Source organism: Stenotrophomonas lacuserhaii (assembly GCF_014836545.1).
Classification (GTDB): domain Bacteria; phylum Pseudomonadota; class Gammaproteobacteria; order Xanthomonadales; family Xanthomonadaceae; genus Stenotrophomonas; species Stenotrophomonas lacuserhaii.
On the sequence record NZ_JACSQS010000007.1, the window covers coordinates 141304 to 157526 of the forward strand.

The 16223-nt window shown below is 68.7% G+C and carries 12 protein-coding genes; 3 read left to right on the plus strand and 9 right to left on the minus strand.

Annotation, left to right across the window (positions count from 1 at the left end; translation table 11 throughout):
- Window positions 1–20: 20 nt before the first annotated feature.
- The 3 genes from argS to H9654_RS09110 all read right to left on the minus strand — a co-directional run bounded on the left by argS (window position 21) and on the right by H9654_RS09110 (window position 3257).
- A complete protein-coding gene (gene argS / locus H9654_RS09100; protein WP_191770569.1) occupies window positions 21–1709 on the minus strand; it encodes an arginine--tRNA ligase in 1689 nt (562 codons plus the stop codon).
- 137 nt (window positions 1710–1846) lie between these two features.
- A complete protein-coding gene (gene radC, locus H9654_RS09105) occupies window positions 1847–2554 on the minus strand; it encodes a RadC family protein (protein WP_182656622.1) in 708 nt (235 codons plus the stop codon).
- Window positions 2555–2612: 58 nt separating this feature from the next.
- The gene (locus H9654_RS09110; RefSeq protein WP_191770570.1) at window positions 2613–3257 is read right to left on the minus strand and encodes a response regulator; all 645 of its coding nucleotides are present in this window, start codon (window positions 3255–3257) and stop codon (window positions 2613–2615) included.
- A 185-nt stretch (window positions 3258–3442) separates the two neighbouring features.
- Here H9654_RS09110 and coaBC point away from each other — a divergent pair, with 185 nt between their 5' ends.
- The 3 genes from coaBC (at window position 3443) to H9654_RS09125 (ending at window position 7552) form a co-directional block, all read left to right on the plus strand.
- Window positions 3443–4714 carry a bifunctional phosphopantothenoylcysteine decarboxylase/phosphopantothenate--cysteine ligase CoaBC gene (gene coaBC / locus H9654_RS09115; RefSeq protein ID WP_191770571.1) on the plus strand — a complete coding sequence of 424 codons (1272 nt, stop codon included), beginning with the start codon at window positions 3443–3445 and terminating at the stop codon, window positions 4712–4714.
- Window positions 4711–5199, plus strand: coding sequence for a dUTP diphosphatase (gene dut, locus H9654_RS09120; RefSeq protein WP_191770572.1), 489 nt, complete (start codon window positions 4711–4713; stop codon window positions 5197–5199). Before coaBC ends, dut begins: the two co-directional genes overlap by 4 nt.
- Window positions 5200–5275: 76 nt before the next feature.
- The gene (locus H9654_RS09125; protein WP_225211967.1) at window positions 5276–7552 is read left to right on the plus strand and encodes a phosphomannomutase/phosphoglucomutase; all 2277 of its coding nucleotides are present in this window, start codon (window positions 5276–5278) and stop codon (window positions 7550–7552) included.
- Between the two features lie 291 nt (window positions 7553–7843).
- On the opposite strand, the gene H9654_RS09130 is transcribed toward H9654_RS09125, so the two are convergent.
- From H9654_RS09130 to H9654_RS09155, 6 genes are read right to left on the minus strand one after another with little or no spacing between them, the layout of a single operon-like run.
- Window positions 7844–8560, minus strand: a complete 717-nt coding sequence (locus H9654_RS09130; RefSeq protein WP_191770574.1) for a response regulator — start codon at window positions 8558–8560, stop codon at window positions 7844–7846.
- The gene (locus tag H9654_RS09135) at window positions 8544–11204 is read right to left on the minus strand and encodes a sensor histidine kinase (RefSeq protein WP_191770575.1); all 2661 of its coding nucleotides are present in this window, start codon (window positions 11202–11204) and stop codon (window positions 8544–8546) included. The genes H9654_RS09130 and H9654_RS09135 overlap by 17 nt, the downstream gene beginning before the upstream one ends.
- A 36-nt stretch (window positions 11205–11240) precedes the next feature.
- Complete coding sequence (gene kdpC, locus H9654_RS09140; RefSeq protein WP_191770576.1) at window positions 11241–11906, minus strand: potassium-transporting ATPase subunit KdpC; 666 nt, start codon at window positions 11904–11906, stop codon at window positions 11241–11243.
- Window positions 11903–13951: a potassium-transporting ATPase subunit KdpB gene (gene kdpB / locus H9654_RS09145; RefSeq protein WP_191770577.1), complete on the minus strand. Its 2049-nt coding sequence runs from the start codon at window positions 13949–13951 to the stop codon at window positions 11903–11905. The genes kdpC and kdpB overlap by 4 nt, the downstream gene beginning before the upstream one ends.
- 10 nt (window positions 13952–13961) lie before the next feature.
- Entirely contained in the window at window positions 13962–15662 is a 1701-nt protein-coding gene (gene kdpA / locus H9654_RS09150; RefSeq protein WP_191770578.1) for a potassium-transporting ATPase subunit KdpA, read from the minus strand.
- 12 nt (window positions 15663–15674) lie between these two features.
- Entirely contained in the window at window positions 15675–15767 is a 93-nt protein-coding gene (locus tag H9654_RS09155) for a potassium-transporting ATPase subunit F (protein WP_042613345.1), read from the minus strand.
- Window positions 15768–16223: the final 456 nt, after the last annotated feature.

Sequence of the window (16223 nt, forward strand, 5' to 3'; positions counted from 1 at the left end):
GTCTACTGCTTCTCCAATGCTTACATTTTTTCCGGGGCGCCTACGCCCAGGAGTTCCAGGCCATTGCGCAACACCTGGCGCGCTGCGCTGGCCAGGGTGAGTTTGGCATCGCGGTCGGCGGCATCTTCCACCAGCACCGGCGTCCCGTGATACCACGTGTGGAAGGCGTGCGCCAATTCACGCAGGTACTGCGCCACCAGGTGCGGTTCAAGCGCGATGCCGGCTGCTTCCACCACTTCGGGGTAACGCGAGATTTCATTCATCAGGTTCAGTGATGCTTCGTCCTGCAGCGTGCGCAGCGCGGCCAGTCCCTGTTCCTGCGAATACACCAGTCCCTTCTCCTGCGCCTGGCGATGCAGGCTGCAGACGCGGGCATGCGCGTACTGCACGTAGAACACCGGATTGTCGTTGCTCTGCTGGCGCGCCAGGTCGATGTCGAAGGTCAGCTGCGAGTCCGGCTTGCGCGCGATAAGGAACCAGCGCGTGGCATCACGACCGGCTTCATCGATCAGGTCGCGCAGGGTGAAGTAACTGCCCGCGCGCTTGGACAGCTTCACTTCCTCGCCGCCGCGCATCACCGTCACCATCTGGTGCAGCACATATTCCGGCCAGCCCTGCGGAATGCCCACGCCCATCGCCTGCAGGCCGGCGCGCACGCGCGACAGCGAGCCATGGTGGTCGGCACCCAGTTCGGTGATCGCGCGCTCGTAGCCCCGCTGCCACTTGGTCAGGTGGTAGGCCACGTCGGGCACGAAGTAGGTGAAGGTGCCGTCGGACTTGCGCATCACGCGGTCCTTGTCATCACCGAAATCGGTGGAGCGCAGCCACAGCGCGCCACCCTCTTCATAGGTGTGCCCGGAATCCTGCAGGCGCTGTACCGCTTCGGCGACCTTGCCGTCGTTGTACAGCGAGCTTTCCAGGAAGTAGATGTCGAAGTCCACGCCGAACGCGGCCAGGTCCAGGTTCTGCTCGTTGCGCAGGTAGGCCACGGCGAAGCGACGGATCGCGGCCATGTCATCCGGGTCCTTGGCGCCGACCACGGTGGTGCCTTCCAGGTCCACGCTGGCACCGCGCAGGTAAGCGTCGGCCACGTCCTGGATGTAGTCACCGCGGTAGCCGCCTTCCGGCCAGCCGGCGTCATCGGGCTTGATGCCCTTGGCCCGCGCATGGGTGGACAGCGCCAGGTTTTCGATCTGCACGCCCGCATCGTTGTAATAGAACTCGCGCTTGGCATTCCAGCCATTGGCATCGAGCACGCGCGCGATGCAGTCACCGATCGCGGCGGCGCGGCCGTGACCCACGTGCAGGGGTCCGGTCGGATTGGCCGACACGTATTCCACGCCCACCGTCCGACCATTGCCGGACAGGTTGCGGCCGTAGTCATCGCCTTCCTTGATCACGCTGGCGGCTTCGCGCTGGAACGCGCTGCCGGCCAGGTGGAAGTTGATGAAGCCGGGACCTGCGATCTCTACCTTGCTGACATCCGCGCTCTGCGGCAGCGCTTCCAGCAGGGCCTGGGCGATCGCGCGCGGGTTGCTGCGCGCGGCCTTGGCCAGCAGCATGGCGGCATTGGTGGCGAAGTCGCCATGCTCGCGGGTCTTCGGGCGTTCAACCACGAACTCGGGTGGAATCGAGTCGGCGGGCAGGGTGCCATTGGCGCGCAGGGCTTCGATGCCTTGGCTGATCAGGGCGCGGAGGAGATTTTTCACGTGGCCTGCTGTGAAGTGCGGCGGAATCCCCCATTTTAGCCGATCTGCCCCGCCCCGACAGGCGGGGGTAAACGGTGGGGGTTCAGCCCCGCGCCGGCTGCGGCCCACGTGGGGCGTGCCTGCGGTTCCTGTGGCAGTCAGCTTCGCGATGGCGGGGCGCTGGCCGGACCCAGCCATCCCCGTTCAGCAAACGACACGGGCGCGCCTTCCCCTATCACCAGATGGTCCAGCAGGCGCACGTCCAGGTGGGCCAGCAGGGATTGCAGCTCTGCGGTGACCTGGTGGTCGGCGGCCGATGGCTCAGCATCCCCGGAGGGGTGGTTGTGGCTGACGATGACGGCGGCCGCGTTCAGCGCCAGCGCCCGGCGGACCACTTCGCGCGGGTAGATGGACGCGGCATTCACCGTGCCCTGGAACAGCTCCTCGTAAGCCAGCAGGCGATGCTGGTTGTCCAGGAAGAGGGCGACGAATACCTCGTTGGAACGTCCGCGCAGCCGATGCTGCAGGAAGCGCGCGGCCACTGCAGGGGACTGGCCCACGCATTCGCCGCGAACCAGTTGCGCGGCAAGATGGCGCTGCGCCAGTTCCAGCGCGGCGGCCAGCGCGCAGCTGCGCGCCGGACCCAGCCCGGGCAGGCGCGCCAGCGCAGGGGCGGGGAGGTCGAGCAGCCTGCGCAGCGGTCCATGCTGGGCCAACAGATCGCGGGCGGTCTGCACGGCATCGCGCCCGCGTGTGCCCGAGCCGAGGAAGATGGCCAGCAGTTCCGCATCCGAGAGCACGCCGGGGCCCTGCGAGAGCAGGCGTTCGCGGGGTCGTTCCTGCGCGGGCCAGTCATGGATCGTCATGCCGACAGTGTGGCCACCCACGCTGCGGACGGCCATGGGGCAGCCGCTGCGTGGTGGGTCAGGAAGGGCGTGAGCCCTTGATCGGGTAAGTGCGCAGGAACGCGTGGAGCTCGTGGTTTCCAGTCAGCCCCAGTTTGCGCATCGCATCGGATTTCTGCCGGCTGACGGTCTTCGGACTGCGCCCTCGTTGCTGGGCGATCATGCTGAGGTTCATGCCGCGGCTGAGGCCTTCCAGCACATCGCATTCGCCCTGTGACAGCGAGGCCGGCGTTGCCCGGTGGGCCAGGTCACGGGCCTGCAGGTGGGAGCGCAGGTGCTGTGAGACGTAGGTCTGCCCGGCCGCGGCACTGCGCACCGCCTGGGCCAGTTCGTCGAAATCCGCGGCTTTGTCCAGCGCGCCATGCACCCCGCAGCGCAGCAGCGTGATCAGCACCGTGGGGCTGGCGGTACCGGTCAGCACCACCAGCGGCAGCCACGGGTGCGCAACGCGGATGCAGTCGAGCAGCTCGGGCCCATCGGGGCCCTTGCCGGGCATGGTCAGGTCGGTCAGCACCACGTCGCACGGCTGGCGCTCCAGCAGGGCAAGCAGGTGGGAGCCGCCCGAGGCCTCGCCGACCACCTCGATGCGTGCGTTCTCCAGCACCACGCGTGCGCCGTGGAGGATGATCGGATGGTCGTCGGCAATGATGGTGCGGATGTACACGGTAGGGTCCTGCGGTCCGGCGGGGCAGGTCCCGGCAACCGCCGGGCGCAAGCGGGTGACGCGACAACTGGCATCGTTAAATGCTGTCATACATGTACTTATATCCGTCGGTCATATCGCCCCGAATAGGGGCACTACGGGCCTTTCGGCTAAGCTAATGTCTTTGCGTGCATAGGATTTCCCCGGTGGCTGACTCCCCCAAGACTTCCCCGGCGCGGCAGCGTCCGCTGGAAGGGCGCAGGCTGCTGTTGTGCGTGGGCGGCGGCATCGCGGCCTACAAGGCGTTGGAGCTGGTCCGTCGGCTGCGCGATGCCGGGGCGCTGGTGCAGGTGGCGATGACCGCCGGTGCACAGCAGTTCGTCACCCCGCTGAGCTTCCAGGCATTGTCCGGCCAGCCCACGCGCACCACGCTGTGGGACAGCGCGGCAGAACAGGCGATGGGGCATATCGAGCTGGCACGCTGGGCCGACCGCATCGTGGTCGCACCGGGCACCGCCGACCTGCTGGCACGCCTGGCCCAGGGCCATGCCGATGACCTGGTGAGCACACTCTGCCTGGCCAGCACCGCCCCGCTCACCGTGTGCCCGGCGATGAACCACCGCATGTGGCTGCACCCGGCCACCCAGGCCAACATCGCCCTGCTGCGCACGCGCGGGGCGCAGGTGGTGGGCCCGGTGGACGGACCCTTGGCCGAGGGCGAGTCCGGTCCCGGGCGCCTGGCCGAGCCGGACGACATCGTGGCCGCGCTGGTGGCCATTGAACGCGCCTCGGATGCAGCAGGCGACGACGCCACGCACGGTCCTTCCGCGCTGGCGGGCCTGCGCCTGCTGATCAGCGCCGGACCCACCTACGAAGACATCGATCCGGTCCGTTACGTGGGCAACCGCAGCAGCGGCAAGATGGGCTACGCGCTGGCTGCGGCGGCCGCCCGGCTCGGTGCCGATGTCGTGCTGGTCAGCGGTCCGGTGAACCTGCCGACGCCGGCGGGCGTGCAGCGGATCGACGTGCGTTCGGCCGCGCAGATGCGCGATGCCGTGCTGGGTGCGCTGCCTGCGGATATCTATATCGGTGCCGCCGCAGTATCGGATTACACCCCGCGCCAGGTCGCACCGCAGAAGTTGAAGAAGACCGCCGACAGCCAGTCGCTGGTGCTGGAACTGGTCCGCACCGCGGACATCCTGGCCGAGGTGGCCACCCAGACCCAGTCGCTGAAGCTGGTGGTGGGGTTCGCTGCGGAAACCCATGACGTGGAGAAGTACGCGCGCGGCAAGCTGGTGGACAAGCGGCTGGACCTGGTGATCGCCAACCAGGTCGGCCAGGCCGGCGCGGGTTTCGAAAGCGACGACAACGCCGCCACGGCCTATTGGCAGGACGGTGAACAGGTATTCCCGGCCACCTCCAAGACCGAGCTGGCCACGCAACTGCTCGCGCTCATCGCGCAAAGGCTGACCGCATGAACGCTGCATCGCACCCCGTTTCCGCCTCGCTGCAGCCGCTGCAGGTGAAGCTGCTCGATCCGCGCTTCGGCGACAGCTGGCCGCTTCCGGCCTATGCCACCCAAGCCAGTGCCGGCATGGACCTGCGCGCGGCGACCGAAGCGCCGCTGGTGCTCGCCCCGGGTGATACCGCGTTGATTCCCAGTGGGCTGGCGATCCACGTCGCCGACCCGAACCTGTGCGCGATCATCCTGCCGCGCTCCGGGCTGGGCCATCGGCACGGCATCGTGCTCGGCAACGGCACCGGCCTGATCGACGCCGATTACCAGGGGCCGCTGCTGATCAGCGTCTGGAATCGGGGCCGCGAGGCCTTCACCATCGAACCCGGCGACCGCATCGCACAGTTGGTTGTCGTTCCCATCGTGCGTGTTGCCCTGCAGGTAGTGGATACTTTCACCGACAGCACGCGGGGCTCGGGTGGGTTCGGGCATACCGGAGTGCGCTGACTCGGGGGACAGGATGATCGGCAGCAAGGGGAAGGGCGTGGCGGTCACGGGACGTACGGGGCCGCTGCTGGCGGCAATGCTGTTGCTGTTGGCGGGGTTGTTCGGCTGGAGTGCGGTGCAGCAGTGGCGCCAGGCCAACACCGGTGCCCAGCTGGAACAGGCGCGCGACAGCGCATTGCAGGGCCTGCAGAAGGCGCTCGACGGTCAACTGCTGCAGTTCGGCAAGCACCTCGAATCCGCACGCGTCGGGCAGGCACTTGCGGCCGGCGACGGAGCCGCAGCGGCGCTGGCGCTGCGCGAAACCTGGACCGGCGTGGAAGAGGTGCAGGTCTGGCCAGCTTCGCTGGAGGCCGCCTACGCCGATCCGGCTGCCTTCGGCTATGCCCGGCTGGCACTGCTTGAAGCGGCGCTGGTCAGTGACAAGCCCGTGGCGCGCGTGGTGCGCGATGCCGGGGGCGCGAGGTTGGGCCTGGCGGCGAGCGTGCCGTTGGGCTCCGACGGGCTGGCGCTGGTCTACGTGCGGCAGCCGCTGATGCAGCTTACCGGCCCGCTGGACGCGGTGCGTGCACCTGCCGAAGGCTATCTGGCGCTGCGCCAGGGCAGCTACAACGTGCTTGAACGCGGTGATCGAAAGCTGGCCGACAGCGGCGAAGTGCTGGCGCGTCCACTGGCCAACAGCAGCCTGCGGCTGGCCGCGGGCGTGCCGTCGATTGAGCCCGGCCCGCTGGGACTGGGGGCGCTGGCCGCGTCCATCGTGGCGCTGCTGCTGGTGCTGATCGCGGTGCTGCTGCTGGTGGGCAAGTCCCGTTTGCCGTTGCCCCGGCGGGCCGCGCGCGAAGGCACAGAAGAGCAGGGTCCGACCCTGAGCGAGAGCCTGGCGCAGTCAGCCGCCGAGGTGTCGACCGGCGCGTCGGCGGAGCAGGGCGCCGCTGCCGCATTGGAGCCGCCGCCCTTGGCCGCGAGCCTGGCGCCGGGCATTTTCCGCGCTTACGACATACGCGGCGTGGTCGGCGAAGAGCTGACGCCCAAGGTGGCGGCTTTGATCGGCCAGGCCATCGGCAGTGAAGTGCTGGCGCAGGGCCTGCGCGAAGTGGTGGTCGGCCGCGATGGCCGCCTGTCCGGACCGGAGCTGGCCGCTGGCCTGGCCGAAGGCCTGCGCCGCGCCGGCTGTGATGTCATCGATATCGGGCTGGCACCGACCCCGGTGGTGTACTTCGCCAGCCACCACCTGCGGACCGGCAGCTGCGTGGCGGTGACCGGCAGCCACAACCCGCCCGAGTACAACGGTTTCAAGATCGTCATCGCCGGGCAGACCCTGTCCGGTGATGCGGTGACCGCGCTGTACCAGCGCATCGTCGAAGGGCGACTGACGCAGGCGCCATCGCCGGGCAGCTACCAGCAGCGCGAGGTCAACGAAGATTACGTGCGCCGCATCGCCGACGACGTGCAGCTGGAGCGTCCGCTGAAGGTCGTGGCGGACGCCGGCAACGGTGTGGCAGGTGCCTTGGTGCAGCCGTTGCTGGAGGCCATCGGCGCCGATGTCATCCCGCTGTACTGCGATGTCGATGGCACCTTCCCCAACCATCATCCTGATCCGAGCGATCCGGCCAACCTGCAGGACCTGGTGCAGACGGTGAAGCGTTTCGATGCCGACCTCGGCATCGCGTTCGATGGCGACGGCGATCGCCTCGGCGTGGTGACCCCGGATGGCACGATCATCTTCGCCGACCGTCTGCTGATGCTGTTCGCCGCCGACGTGCTGCTGCGCAACCCCGGCGCGATGGTGATCTACGACGTCAAGTGCACCGGCAAGCTGGCCGACTTCGTGCTGCGCCACGGCGGCAGCCCGATGATGTGGAAGACCGGCCATTCGTTGATCAAGGCGCGCATGGCCGAGACCGACGCGGAGCTGGCCGGCGAGATGAGCGGGCACTTCTTCTTCCGCGAGCGCTGGTTCGGATTCGACGATGGCCTGTACGCCGCTGCGCGCCTGCTGGAAATCCTCGCGCTGCGCGAAGAAACCCCGCAGGAGGTGCTGGAAGAGCTGCCGCAGAGCATCTCCACCCCGGAGATCAAGGTGCCGGTGGCCGATGGCACGCCGCATGCGCTGGTTTCACTGGTGGTGAGCGCAGCGCAGTCCGCGGACAACCCGTTCGTGGGTGGCCGCATTTCCACCATCGACGGCCTGCGCGTGGACTTCGCCGACGGCTGGGGCCTGGTCCGCGCCTCCAACACCACCCCGGTGCTGGTCCTGCGTTTCGAGGCCGACACCGAAGACGCCCTCGAGCGCATCAAGGCCCAGTTCCGCGCCCAGCTGCAGCCCCTGCTGGGCGACCAGGATCTGGGCTTCTGAGACCGCGCCGAAGGATCCGGTAGCGCCGCCCCATGGTCGGCGAGCGCAGCGGCCGCACTGCGCGGAAGGATGCCGCCGAGCATGGCTCGGCGCTACCACGCCCGCCCCCCGCCGCGCGTGGGGCCCCGAGCGGGCAGGGGGAACAGCCCCTTGGACAGGACCGTTGGAGCCCCGGACGGGCGGAAACGAGCCCCCATGGATGGGTTCACGGCGTGTCCTGGCCAAGGGGCTGTTTCCCCTGCCGGCCCGTAGCATCGAAGACACCAACGCACCACGCCGGCAAGAAAAATCTCACCCCTTGAACCGCAACCCCACGCCGGGCTCGGTGAACACATACCGCGACTCCAGCGCCGAATCGCCCAGTTTCTGCCGCAGCTTGCCGACCAGTATCCGCAGGTAGTGCGTGTCGTGCTGATGCGTCGGCCCCCAGATGTCCTTCAGGATCTGCGGCTGGGTCACCACCCGCCCGGCATTGACCAGCAGCAACGACAGCAGCGCGTACTCCTTGCGCGTCAATGGCACCGCAACACCATCCAGGGTGACCGCGCGGTGCACCAGTTCGATCCGCAGGTGTCCGTCATCGAACACCGGCGGCTGGCCGTCCAGCGGTGCCGCACGCGTGCGCAGCAGCATGCGCACCCGCGCCATCAGCTCCTGCGTACCGAACGGCTTGGTCACATAGTCGTTGGCGCCGGCATCCAGCGCACGCACCTTTTCGGCTTCGCCGGCGCGCACGGTCAGCATGATCACCGGCAGCTGGCTCCATTGGCGCAGTTCGGTCAGCACCTGGTGGCCTTCCATGTCCGGCAGGCCGATATCCAGGATCACCAGGTCCACGCTCTCGCCCACCAGCCGCTCCAGTCCCTCCTGGCCGCTGGACGCCTGCAGCACCCGATAGCCCTGCGCACGCAGGCTGATGTCCAGGAACCGGCGTATCTGCGCTTCATCATCGATCACCAGCACGCAGGCGGGCGGGATCGACGGCGTGCTGTCAGGCGTCAGGGGCATCGGGGTGACCGGCAGGAGTGAGCAGGGGCAGGGTAATCCGTATCAGCGTACCGCGTCCGTCCTCGCCGGCCAGCGCCTGCACGCTGCCGCCATGTGCGCCGACCATCCCCTGGCAGATCGCCAGCCCCAGGCCGGTGCCGTGGCGACCGCGGTCGCCGCGTTCCACGCTGTAGAACATGTCGAAGATGCGCGCGCGTTCGTCGGCTGGAATACCGGGCCCGCGGTCGAGCACGTCGATCACCAGATCGCGCGAGTGCAACCGCGCACTGACCGTGACCGGTGCCGTGGCCGGGGAGAATTTCGCGGCATTCTCCAACACGTTGAACAGCGCCTGCTCGACCAGGGCCGGATGCACCCAGATCGGCGCCAGCGACACAGGAATGTCCAGCTGCAGCTTCACCTCCGGCTGGTAACGCTGCAGCCGGCGCGCGGCAGACCCGACCAGTTCGTCCACGCCGATCCAGTCGCGGTTGATCTTCAGGCCGTCGTGGCCGAGCCGGGTCATGTCCAGCAGGTTCTGGATGTAACGGTCCAGCCGTTCGCCTTCCAGCATGATGGTATCCAGCAGGGCGCGACGGTCCGCCGCATCCATCGCCTGGCCATAACTGGCCAGGCTGTCGGCCGAGCCGATCATCGCCGCCAGTGGCGAGCGCAGGTCATGCGAGACCGATGACAGCAGCGCCGAGCGCAGCCGCTCGGTCTCGTTGCTGACATGCGCCTGTTCCAGTTCGGCCACCAGCCGGGTACGCAGTGCGGCCTGTGCGATGTCGTCGACCATCGCCATCGCCAACTGGCGCTGCTCCGGCGCCAGTCGAGCAAGTGCCGGCGGGAACTGCAGCGCCGCCACGCCGATGCAGCGGGCATCGCCGTCGAGCAGCGGCAGGCACCACCACTGCGCCCCTGCCAGGGTATCGGTATAGCGGCCACTGGGCTGCGCGTGGCGCTGCGACCAGTCCGCAGCGGCCAGGTCGGTATCGCCGGGCACGGCGCTGCCGCTGGCGGTCACGTCGGTGCCGATGCGCAGCCACGCCGGCGCGTCCAGGGCCTGTTCCAGCGCCTGCCGCCCGGCATCGGCGACCGCCTCGTTGCTGGCTGCACTGCTGAGCTGGCGGCCCAGCTGCTGGCGTGCGTTGGCATGCCGGTTGGAGGCGCGCAGGGCGATCACCTGCGTGCGTAGGCGCGATGCCAGTCGGCCGGCCACCAGCGCCGCGGCCAGGAACAGGAAGACGGTGATCACGCCCTGCCGCGCGCTGATCGCAAAGGTGAAGCGCGGGGCGATGAACAGGAAGTTGTAGGCCAGGAAACACAGGCCGGCAGCCAGCACTGCCGCACTGGCGCGGGTGCGTGCCGCCACCAGCACCACCGCCACGATGAACACCATCGACAGGTCGGCCATGCCGACCCAGCGCTCGGCAAACCAGGCCACCAGACAGGCCAGGGTGCAGGCCAGTACCGCCTGCGCCAGCTCGGGTGAACGGCCCGGCGCGGGCGTCAGCAGTCGATCACGGCGCGCCCGCGCGCGCGCGCGCGGCGTGCTGATGATGGTGATCTCGTAGTGAGCGCCGTGCTGGATCAACTGCTGGGTCAGTGTGCGGTTGAGCATGCGCGCCAGCGGGCGTTCGCGCGTGCGGCCCAGCACCAGGGTGGACACATTGTTGTGCGCGGCGTGGTCGAGCAGCGCGTCGGCCACGCTGGATCCCTGCAGCACTTCGGTATCGGCGCCAAGCCGTCGCGCCAGCGCGAAGGCGCTGTCGATCTCGCGTTGCGTCGCTTCATCGGCACGCCGGCGCTGCACGGTCACCACCGTCCATGGCGCATCGCGGCGCTCGGCGATGCGTCGCGCCACGCGCACCAGGTACTCGCTCTGGCCGCCGCCGTCGATCGCCACCAGCACGCGCCGCCGCAGCGGCAGCGCACCTTCGCCCTCGGCCGCGCGGACTTCGCGCAGGCTGCTGTCCACGCGGTCGGCTGCCTCCTGCATGGCCAGCTCGCGCAGGGCGGTCAGGTTGGCGGTGGTGAAGTAGGACTGCAGCGCCTGCGATGCCTGTTCCGGGACATAGACCTTGCCCTGCTGCAGCCGCGCGATCAGCTCGCGTGGCGGCAGGTCGACCAGCACGATGTCGTGCAGGCGGTCCAGTACCCCATCCGGCACGGTCTCGCTGACGCGGATGCCGGTGATGCGCAGCACCACGTCGTTGAGGCTTTCCAGATGTTGGATGTTGACGGTGGTCCATACATCGATGCCCGCATCCAGCAGCTCCATCACATCCTGCCAGCGCCGCTCGTGGCGGCTGCCCGGTGCATTGCGATGCGCCAGTTCGTCCACCAGCACCAGCGCGGGACGCCGCTGCACGATCGCGTCCAGGTCCATTTCGTCCAGCAGCCGCTCGCGGTAAGCAACCTGCCTGCGTTCAACCAGCGGCAGGCCCTGCAACAGGGCTTCGGTGTCGGCACGGCCGTGGGTTTCGACCACCCCCACGACCAGGTCCACGCCACGGCGCAGCTGCTCCTGCGCGCGCGTGAGCATGCTGTAGGTCTTGCCGACGCCGGGGGCGGCGCCGAGAAACACGGTCAGGCGCCCGCCGGCATCACGCTGCAGGCCTTCTATCAGGGCGTCGGCCTGGCGGCTGCGGGTATCGGTCATGCCGGCGATTGTGCGCCAGCCCAGGCACGCATGGCATCAACGTGCATGCGCGGCGGACTCCAACGCTCGGTTGAGCTGCATCACGTTGACCCGGGGCTGGCCGAACACCCCCCACTGGGGGCCCTCGACATGCGTCTGCACGATGGCCTGCAACTCGGCTTCGGAAAGCCCCCGCGCATGCGCCACGCGGCGCACCTGTACCTGCACGGCGGCCGGCGACAGATGGGGATCCAGGCCGCTGCCGGACTGCGTCACCAGGTCGGCGGGAACCTGCGCAGGCGCGATGCCTTCGCGCAGCGCGACGGCTGCGGTGGCGTCGGCCACGCGCCTCGCCAGTGCCGGGTTGCTGCGCGCCATGTTGGAGCCAGCCGCAGCCATCGGATCATGGCCAGCAGCGGATGGCCGCGGCTGGAACCAGCCGTCACCGGTGAACGGCTGGGCCAACAGGGCCGAGCCGCGCACGCGGCCATCGGCATCCACGATCAGGCTGCCGTCGGACTGTACGGGGAAGGCAAGCCGCGCCAGCCCGGTACCGGCGGCCGCGTACAGCGCGCCAGCCAGCAGCAGGCTGCCGACGCCAAGCACGATCGCCGGACGCCAGCTGGCGGCGTGTTGCAGACGGGCCTCGCCTTCGGCAGCCGCGCGCGCCAGCGCCCCCGGCGCAACGCGTGGGGATATGGAAGGGGTCGTTGAAGTGTTCATGCAGCAGATACCGTCATCAGCAGGAAGTCGATTGCCTTGATCGCCACGAACGGCAGCAGCACGCCGCCAAGCCCGTACACCAGCATGTTCCGCCGTAGCAGGCTGGTTGCCGTGGCCGGACGGAAACGCACGCCGCGCAGCGCCAGCGGGATCAGCGCCGGGATCACCAGGGCATTGAAGATCAACGCGGCCAGCACCGCATTGCGCGGACTGGACAGCCCCATCACGTTCAACGTGGCCATCCCCGGCACGGTGGCGGCGAACAGCGCCGGCAGGATCGCGAAGTACTTGGACACGTCGTTGGCCAGTGAGAAGGTGGTCAGCGCGCCGCGGGTGATCAGCTGCTGTTTGCCCACTTCCACCACGGCCAGCAGCTTGGCCGGATCCGAATCCAGGTCGACCATGTTGCCGGCCTCCTTCGCGGCCTGGGTGCCGGAGTTCATCGCCAGGCCGATATCGGCCTGGGCCAGCGCCGGCGCATCGTTGGTGCCGTCGCCGACCATCGCTACCAGCCGGCCCCCGGCCTGTTCCTGGCGGATGCGTGCCAGTTTGTCTTCCGGCCGCGCTTGGGCGATGTAATCGTCCACGCCGGCCTCGGCCGCGATCGCCGCGGCGGTGAGTGGGTTGTCGCCGGTGATCATCACCGTGCGGATGCCCATCGCACGCAGCTGGGCGAATTTTTCCCGCATGCCGTGCTTGACCACGTCGGACAGTTCCACCACGCCCAGCACATGGCGACCTTCCGCCACCACCAGCGGCGTGGCGCCATTGCGCGCGACCTGCTCCACGCGCCCGGTCAGCTCGGCCGGAACCTCCCCGCCGAGGGACTGCACGTGTGCGCGGATCGCATCGGCGGCGCCCTTGCGGATGCTCCGGCCGCCTGCCAGGTCGACACCGGACATGCGGGTCTGCGCGCTGAAGGCGATGTAGTGCGCATGCTCGGGCTCGGCGCTGCGGCAGCCCTGCTCGCGGCCCAGGCGCACGATCGATTTGCCTTCCGGTGTCGGGTCGGCCAGCGAGGAAAGCAGCGCCGCCTCGCGCAGCCGCGCCACGTCCACCCCGGCCAGTGCATGCAATGCGGTGGCCTGGCGGTCGCCGTGGGTGATGGTGCCGGTCTTGTCCAGCAGCAGCACGTCGATGTCACCGGCCACCTCGACCGCCTTGCCGGACTTGGCCAGCACATTGGCCGCCAAGGCACGGTTCATGCCGGCGATGCCGATGGCCGGCAGCAGGCCGCCGATGGTGGTGGGGATCAGGCACACCAGCAGGGCGATCAGCAGCAGCGGATCGACGCTGACACCGACCGAAGCGCCGATCGCCGGCAGCGTGGCCACCACCACCAGGAAGGTCAGCGTCATCGCCGCCAGCAGCAGGGTCAACGCCACCTCGTTCGGCGTCTTCTGCCGGTTGGCGCCTTCCACCAGCGCGATCATCCGGTCCAGGAAGCTGTGGCCGGGCTCGGCGGTCACCCGCACCACGATCTGGTCGGACAGTACCTTGGTGCCGCCGATCACGCCGGACCGGTCGGTGCCGGCTTCACGCAGCACCGGCGCCGATTCACCGGTCACCGCCGCTTCGTTGATGGTGGCCAGGCCCTGCACGATCTCGCCGTCGGCCGGCACCAGCTCGCCCTCGCCGACCAGCACGTGGTCACCCGGGCGCAGTTCGGCGGCAGGCACCTGTTCCTGTGCTGCTGCCGGATTGGCGGACTGCAGGCGACGCGCCACCAGATCCTGGCGGGCACGACGTAGCGAGGCGGCCTGGCCACGACCGCGCGCTTCGGCCACGGCTTCGGCGAAATTGCCGAACAGCACGGTCAGCAGCAGGATCGCGCTGACCGCCAGCCCGAAGCCCATCGGTGCATTGCCGCTCAGGGTGACCACCAGCGCGAGCACGGTACCGGCCATCACCACGGCCATCACCGGACTACGCAGCAGGTGCAGCGGCGAGAGCTTGCGGAATGAATCAAGCAGCGCACGGCGGAAGCCGGCGCCATCCAGCAGCGCCGGACGGCGCGGCAGCTGGGAAGTGGCAACAGTATTCATGGGGAGTGCCTCAATGCAGGCCAAGGCTGAGGTGGTCGGCCACCGGGCCAAGCACCAGAACCGGCAGGAACTGCAGGACGGTCAGGATGACGATCACGCTGAGCAGGGTCAGCGCGAAGGTAGGGGTTTGGATCTGCAACGTGCCCGGCGACTCCGGTGCGCGACGCTTGGCGGCAAGCTGCGCGGCAATCACCAGCGGCACCACCAGCAGCGGGAAGCGTCCCAGCAGCAGCACCAGTGAACAGGTCAGGTTCCACCACGGCGTGTTGTCGCCCAGCCCTTCGAAGCCGGAGCCGTTGTTGGCATAGGCCGATGCGTATTCGTAGAAGACCTGGCTGATGCCATGGAATCCCGGGTTGGAGGTGCCCGACAGGCCCGGCACGGCGAGCGTGATCGCGGTGAGGGTGAGCAGGGTGATCGGCTGCAGCAGCACCAGCAGCGCCAGCAGGCGCACCTGCGGGGTTTCCAGCTTGCGTCCCAGCAGTTCCGGCGTGCGCCCGGTCATCAGCCCGGCCAGGAACACGCCCAGCAGCAGGTAGACGATGAACTGCTGCAGCCCGCAGCCGATGCCGCCCCAGATGGCGCTGACGAGCATGTTGACCAGTGACACGGCGCTGGCCATCGGGCTCATCGAATCGAGCATGCCGTTGACCGATCCGTTGGATACCTGGGTGGTCACTGCCGCCCACAGTGCGGTGGCGTCACTGCCCAGGCGGACTTCCTTGCCTTCCATCAACAAGGCGCTGGCTGCCGTGGGCGAGTGGCCTTCCAGCCACACGGTGGCCGCGATGGACACCGCCGACATGCTGGCCATGCAGCCCAGCACCAGCCAGCCGAAGCGGCGGCGGCCGGTGAACGCCCCGATCATGAAGATGACCGCGATTGGAATCAGCAGGATGCCGACCAGCTCAAGGGCATTCGACAACGGCGTGGGGTTCTCCAGCGGGAACGAACTGTTGGGGCCATACCAGCCGCCGCCGTTGGCGCCGAGCTGTTTGGCCGCCACCATCGCGGCAACCGGGCCGAGCGGTATCTTCTGTTCCTGCAGGCCGGTCGACACATCCATCGGCGCGGCCTGTGGGCCCCCGGCAAAGGTGGCCGGCACGCCCTGGCTGGCCAGCAGCACGGTCCACAGCAGGCACAGTGGCAGCATGAAGCGCACGCACAGGCGCAGCACGTCGGCGTGGTAGTTGCCTACGTCGATGCGGCGGTCACCATCGGCCACGATGTCCTGTCGCGGCGGCGCGAACAGGGCGCGCAGGGTGGCCACGGCCAGGGCAAGGCCCATCATCGGGCTCACCACCTGCAGGCCGGTGATGCCGGTCATCTGCGAGAGGTAGGAAAGCTGCGCCTGCCCGGAATAGTGCTGCTGGTTGGTGTTGGTCAGGAAGGACACCATGGTGTGCAGCGCGGTGTCCCAACGCAGGTTGGCGATGCCATCCGGATTCAGCGGCAGCCACGCCTGGGTCATGAACACCGCCATCGTCAGCAGCGCGATGACCACGTTGCTGAGCACGAACGCGCCGACGTAGCCGCGCCAGGACATGCCACGCGCGGGATCCACGCCCAGCAGGCGGTAAAGCGGTTTTTCAATCCAGTGGAACAACGGGTCGATGCGCATCGGCGCGCCGCGCATCACCCGGGCCAGGTACAAGCCGAGCGGCCAGGCCAGCAAGACGCTGGTGGCCAGCAGAATGAGGATTCCGGTCATGTCCGTGGCCCGTCAGAATGCTTCGGGCCGCAGCACGGCGTAGACCAGGTAGGCGGCGGCGACCAGCACCAGTACGCCACTCAGCAGGGAGAGCCAGCCGGGCATGCTCAGCACCCCGCCCGGGAAGAAAGGCCACAACGCGACAGACAAGACATGACGGTGATCGTCCTGGTGGAACCGCTCCACCTCAGGCCGTCATGGTCCGCCTGGGCCGCGTAAAGCTTCCATTTCTCCGCGCCTGCGGCGGCATAAAGTCAGCGTAAAAGCTGCGGCGAACGGCGGAGGGTCCACGTCATCGCATTCGCGCTGCCGCTCCCACGCTTTGCTGCGCAAACCGAGGGCCCCATCTCACCAGCCCCCACACCCCGCCGCTTCGCGGCCGCCCCTGACTCAGGGGCTCCCTCCACCAGACGCGTCCATGGGGGCTTGGTAGCGCCGACCCATGGTCGGCGACACCGCTTTTCCTTAATTTCTTACGTGGCGCGACGCGCGCGCGGACTGTCAGGGCCGGGGGGGGGGGGGGGGGGGGGGGGGGGGGGGGGGGGGGGGGGGGGGGGGGGG